The organism is Sphingomonas bacterium (assembly GCF_903643065.1).
GTDB lineage: Bacteria > Pseudomonadota > Alphaproteobacteria > Sphingomonadales > Sphingomonadaceae > Sphingomonas.
The window spans coordinates 1-5,177 of the sequence record NZ_CAHJWX010000184.1; the positions used below are offsets into that span (position 1 = coordinate 1).

General features: G+C 67.6%; 6 protein-coding genes. All 6 read left to right on the top strand.

All coding sequences use genetic code 11. From position 1 onward, the window contains the following. Positions 1-558: inner membrane CreD family protein (locus HUU95_RS07790; protein WP_174279602.1), on the top strand; the 558-nt coding region annotated here is incomplete at its 5' end. Positions 559-616: 58 nt separating this feature from the next. Continuing rightward, positions 617-1,399, top strand: a complete 783-nt coding sequence (locus HUU95_RS07795; RefSeq protein WP_174279603.1) for a succinate dehydrogenase iron-sulfur subunit — start codon at positions 617-619, stop codon at positions 1,397-1,399. Positions 1,400-1,606: 207 nt separating this feature from the next. Next, positions 1,607-2,728, top strand: coding sequence for a cell division protein ZapE (gene zapE / locus HUU95_RS07800; protein ID WP_254602678.1), 1,122 nt, complete (start codon positions 1,607-1,609; stop codon positions 2,726-2,728). Positions 2,729-2,804: 76 nt separating this feature from the next. Continuing rightward, positions 2,805-3,767 carry a malate dehydrogenase gene (gene mdh / locus HUU95_RS07805; RefSeq protein WP_174279604.1) on the top strand — a complete coding sequence of 321 codons (963 nt, stop codon included), beginning with the start codon at positions 2,805-2,807 and terminating at the stop codon, positions 3,765-3,767. Between the two features lie 3 nt (positions 3,768-3,770). Next, positions 3,771-4,268: a DUF29 domain-containing protein gene (locus HUU95_RS07810; protein ID WP_174279605.1), complete on the top strand. Its 498-nt coding sequence runs from the start codon at positions 3,771-3,773 to the stop codon at positions 4,266-4,268. Next, the gene (gene sucD / locus HUU95_RS07815; protein WP_174279606.1) at positions 4,265-5,149 is read left to right on the top strand and encodes a succinate--CoA ligase subunit alpha; all 885 of its coding nucleotides are present in this window, start codon (positions 4,265-4,267) and stop codon (positions 5,147-5,149) included. Before HUU95_RS07810 ends, sucD begins: the two co-directional genes overlap by 4 nt. Positions 5,150-5,177 lie beyond the last annotated feature (28 nt).

The window sequence follows — 5,177 nt, forward strand, 5'->3', positions numbered from 1 at the left end:
CGCGTCGGCAACCTCGCGCTCGGCCAGGGCCTGGCCGAGGTCGCCGACCCCGGCGCGGCGCCGGACCCGCACGTCGACGCGCCGAGCGAGGCGAGCGTCGACCTCGTCACGCCCGTCGATCTGTACTCGATGGTCGATCGCTCGGTAAAATACGGCTTCCTGTTCATCGGCTTCACCTTCGCGCTGTTCCTGTTATGGGACGTGATCGGCGGTGTGCGGGTGGCGACGCCCGAATATCTGCTGGTCGGCGCCGGGCTGATCCTCTTCTTCGTCCTGTTGCTCGCGCTCGCCGAGGTGATCGGCTTCACGCCCGCCTATCTGCTCGCGAGCGCCGCGATCATCGGCCTGATCGCCAGCTATTCGGCGGCCGTGCTGCGCTCGGGCGGCCGCGGGCTGGCGGTGGCGGCGCTGCTGGCGACGCTGTACGCGGTGCTGTACGTGCTGCTCAGCCTGGAGGCGTATAGCCTGCTGATCGGCGCCGTGCTGCTGTTCGTGGCGCTGGCGGGCGTGATGTATGTCACGCGGCGCCTCGACTGGGGCGGCGCCCACGCCAGCTAGCCGTTGAGTGAAGGGGTGTGTCGCGCTAGATACATCCCCAAGCTCGCACGAGGACATGATGGCCCAGTTCCGCCTCCCCAAGAACAGCGTCGTCCAGAAGGGCCAGGCGCACCCGCGCGCCACCGGCGCCAAGCGGACCAAGAGCTTCAAGATCTATCGCTACGATCCGGACTCCGGCAAGAACCCGCGCTACGACACGTTCGAGCTGGATCTCGACCAGACCGGCCCGATGGTGCTGGACGCGCTGATCAAGATCAAGGCGGAGCAGGATTCGTCGCTCACCTTCCGCCGCTCGTGCCGCGAGGGCATCTGCGGCTCCTGCTCGATGAACATCGACGGGCGTAACGGGCTCGCCTGCACCACCGCGATCGAGGACGTGAAGGGGCAGGTGAAGATCACGCCGCTCCCGCACATGGACGTAATCAAGGACCTCGTCCCCGACTTCACGCATTTCTATGCGCAATATGCGTCGGTCCGCCCCTGGTTGCAGACCGTCAGCCCAGCGCCGGCGGGCAAGGAGCGACTCCAGTCCCCGGCCGAGCGCGCCAAGCTGGACGGGTTGTACGAGTGTATCCTGTGCGCCTGCTGCTCCACCTCCTGCCCCAGTTACTGGTGGAATGGCGACAAGTTCCTGGGGCCGGCGATCCTGCTCCAGGCCTATCGCTGGCTCGCCGACAGCCGCGACGAGATGACAGGCGAGCGGCTCGACGCGCTGGAGGATCCGTTCCGCCTCTATCGCTGCCATACGATCATGAACTGCGCGAACGTCTGCCCCAAGGGGCTCAACCCGGCCAAGGCGATCGCCGAGGTGAAGAAGATGGAAGCCGAGCGCGTCCTCTGAGGCCTTTATCATCCCGGCCTTGAGCGGGATCACGCTTCCAACGCTAGTCGATGATTGCGAGCTTCGTGGGCGCGCCGCGGAAGGCAAGGTAATTGAATTGGCTGACGGCAACGCGTCACCCTCACCCTTTTCGCTCGGCTATCGCCGAGCTGTTTCCCTCTCCCATGGGGAGAGTGAAGGGGCCCGCCCGCGCAGTAGGTGGGAAGGGTGAGGGTGACGACATCCGCCATCCTCCCCGCCTATGAGGCGCTCCTCGCCGCCGGCGAGTTGCGCCCCGATCCCGAGCAGGCCGCCGCCGCCCGTCATCTCGACGCCCTCGGCCAGATGTTGGAGCAGCCCCGCCGGGCCGGCTTGTTCCGCCGCCGCGCCGTCGCCCCGCGCGGCGTGTACCTGTGGGGCGATGTCGGGCGCGGCAAGTCGATGCTGATGGACCTGTTCGTCGCCGGCGTCGCGGTGCCCGCTAGGCGGCGCGTCCACTTCGCCGAGTTCATGCTGGAGGTGCACGGCCGCCTCGCCATCGAGCGCCGCAAGGAGCTGGGCGATCCGATCCCGCCCGTCGCGAAACAGCTCGCGGGCGAAACGCGGCTGCTCTGCTTCGACGAGATGATGGTCACCAACTCGCCCGACGCGATGATCCTGTCGCGGCTGTTCACCGCGCTGATCGACGCCGGCGTGACGATCGTCACCACGTCCAACCGCACGCCCGACCAGCTCTACCTGCACGGCCTCAACCGCGAGCATTTCCTGTCCTTCATCCGGCTGATCGAGACTAGGCTCGACGTGCTGGCGCTCAACGGCCCGGTCGATTACCGCCGCGACCGGCTGGGTGCGCAGGATATCTGGCTCGTGCCCAACGGCGCGGCGGCGACCACGCAGCTCTCCGCCGCCTTCTTCCGCCTCACCGATCACGAGGTGACCGAGCCGATCCCGGCCGACGACCTCCCCGTTCAGGGCCGGACACTGCATGTGCCCAAGGCGCTCAAGGGCGTCGCGGTGTTCTCATTCAAGCGGCTGTGCGGGGAGGCGCGGGGCGCTGCCGATTATCTCGCGGTCGCGCGCCGCTATCACACCGTCATCCTGGTTGGCATTCCCGTGCTGGGGCCGGACAACCGCAACGAGGCGGCGCGCTTCGTCCAGCTGATCGATGCCCTGTACGAGCACAAGGTCAAGCTGCTCGCCGCCGCCGACGCGCAACCCGACGCGCTCTATCCGGCCGGCGACGGCCGTTTCGAGTTCCAGCGCACGGTCAGCCGGCTGGAGGAGATGCGGTCGGACGACTATCTGGCGCGAGGCCACGGCGCTCTTGCAATTGCGGACCACTCGCAATAAGGCGAGTTAGCGGTTGCTCCCGGCCCGCGGAGTGCTTATGCGCCCGACCATCGTTCATGGCAGGGAGGGTGCCCGCGTGGCCCGCAACAAGATCGCGCTGATCGGCGCCGGCAACATCGGCGGCACGCTCGCGCATTTGGCGGCGCTCAAGGAGCTGGGCGACATCGTCCTGTTCGACGTGGTGGAGGGCGTACCGCAGGGCAAGGCGCTCGACCTGTCGCAGTGCGGGCCGGTCGAGGGCTTCGACGCGACGATCGCCGGCACCAACGACTATGCCGACATCGCCGGCGCCGACGTCATCATCGTCACCGCCGGCGTCGCGCGCAAGCCCGGCATGAGCCGCGACGACCTGCTCGGCATCAACCTCAAGGTGATGAAGGCGGTGGGCGAGGGCATCAAGGCGAACGCCCCCGACGCCTTCGTGATCTGCATCACCAACCCGCTCGACGCGATGGTGTGGGCGCTGCGCGAGTTCTCCGGGCTACCCACGCACAAGGTGGTCGGCATGGCGGGCGTGCTCGACAGCGCGCGCTTCAGCCACTTCCTGGCGGACGAGTTCAAGGTGTCGGTCAAGGACGTGACCAGCTTCGTGCTGGGCGGCCATGGCGACACGATGGTGCCGGTGATCGCCTATTCGACCGTGTCGGGCATCCCGGTGCCGGACCTGATCAAGATGGGTCGATCGACGCAGGAGCGGATCGACGCGATCGTCAAGCGGACGCGCGGCGGGGGCGGCGAGATCGTGGCACTACTCAAGACCGGCAGCGCCTATTACGCGCCGGCGACGAGCGGCATCGCGATGGCGGAGGCGTATCTGTACGACCAGAAGCGCGTCCTGCCGGCGGCGGCGCATGTCGAGGGACAGTATGGGCTCGACGGGCTGTACGTCGGCGTGCCGGTGGTGATCGGCGCGGGCGGCGTCGAGCAGATCGTCGAGATCGCGCTCGACGACGAGGCGAAGGCGAACCTTCAGGTCAGCGTCGACGCGGTCAAGGAACTGCTGGAGGCCTGCAAGGGCATCGACGAGACGCTGGCCTGAGCGATGGCCGAGCGCGATCCACGGATCGGGCCGGGGCGGCAAGCTGCCTCGTACGAAGCCGATTACAGCGCGTGGATCGACGCGCAGGCAGCACTGTTGCAGGCGGGGCGCTTTGGCGAGCTCGACATCGTCAACCTGGTCGATGAGGTCGAAAGCTTGGGCAGGTCGGCATTCTACAGTTTCGCCAGCGCGATTGAGATCGTGATCGTGCACATGCTGAAGTGGGATACTCAGCCGATCAAGCGAACACCTAGTTGGGTTGCGTCGATCGCCGAACACCGGCGTCGGATCGAGCAGTCTTTTGAGGACAACCCGAGCTATCGATCGCGCATCGACGAAGCGGTGACGAGGGCGTGGCGCACCGCCAACGCGAAAGCGGCCGGCGAAACCAACCTGCCGCTGACCGCCTTCCCTTCCGAAAACCCCTACGACTGGGCCGCCATCACGACGCGCCCGCACGAGCTGCCCGTCCCGGCGCGCCGAAACAGGAAGAACCTATGAGCATCCTCGTCGACCGGACCACCAAGGTCATCACGCAAGGCATGACCGGCGAGACCGGCTCCTTCCATACCAAGGCGGCGCTGGAATACGGCACGCAGATGGTCGGCGGCGTCACGCCGGGGAAGGGCGGGACCACGCACCTCGACCTGCCGGTGTATGACACCGTCGCGGAGGCCGTGGCGAAGACCGGCGCCACCGCGTCGGTGATCTACGTGCCGCCGCCCTTCGCCGCCGACTCGATCCTGGAGGCGATCGACGCGCAGGTGCCGCTGATCGTCACGATCACCGAGGGCATCCCGGTGCTCGACATGGTCAAGGTCAAGCGCGCGCTGTCGGGCAGCAAGTCGCGGCTGATCGGGCCCAACTGCCCGGGCGTGCTGACGCCGGGCGAGTGCAAGATCGGCATCATGCCGGGCAGCATCTTCAAATCCGGTTCGGTCGGCGTCGTCAGCCGCTCGGGCACGCTGACCTACGAGGCGGTGTTTCAGACCTCGAACGCCGGGCTCGGCCAGACCACCGCGGTGGGCATCGGCGGCGATCCGGTCAACGGCACCAACTTCATCGACGTGCTGGAGCTGTTCCTGGCCGACGAGGCGACGCAGTCGATCATCATGATCGGCGAGATCGGCGGCTCGGCGGAGGAGGAGGCGGCGCAGTTCCTGCGCGACGAGGCGAAGCGTGGCCGGTCGAAGCCGATGGCGGGCTTCATCGCCGGCCGTACCGCCCCGCCGGGACGCCGCATGGGCCATGCCGGCGCGATCGTCTCGGGCGGCCAGGGCGGCGCCGAGGACAAGATCGCCGCGATGGAAGCGGCGGGGATCAAGGTCGCCGCGTCCCCGTCCGAGCTGGGCTCGACGCTGGTCGAGGTGTTGAACGGGTGATGTGATTCCCTCTCCCCTTCAGGGGAGA

Bases quoted from the DNA above. Each gene is read 5' to 3' on its own strand.
- HUU95_RS07795 (WP_174279603.1), top strand. From the start codon at position 617: ATGGCCCAGTTCCGCCTCCCCAAGAACAGCGTCGTCCAGAAGGGCCAG.
- HUU95_RS07810 (WP_174279605.1), top strand. From the start codon at position 3,771: ATGGCCGAGCGCGATCCACGGATCGGGCCGGGGCGGCAAGCTGCCTCG.
- sucD (WP_174279606.1), top strand. From the start codon at position 4,265: ATGAGCATCCTCGTCGACCGGACCACCAAGGTCATCACGCAAGGCATG.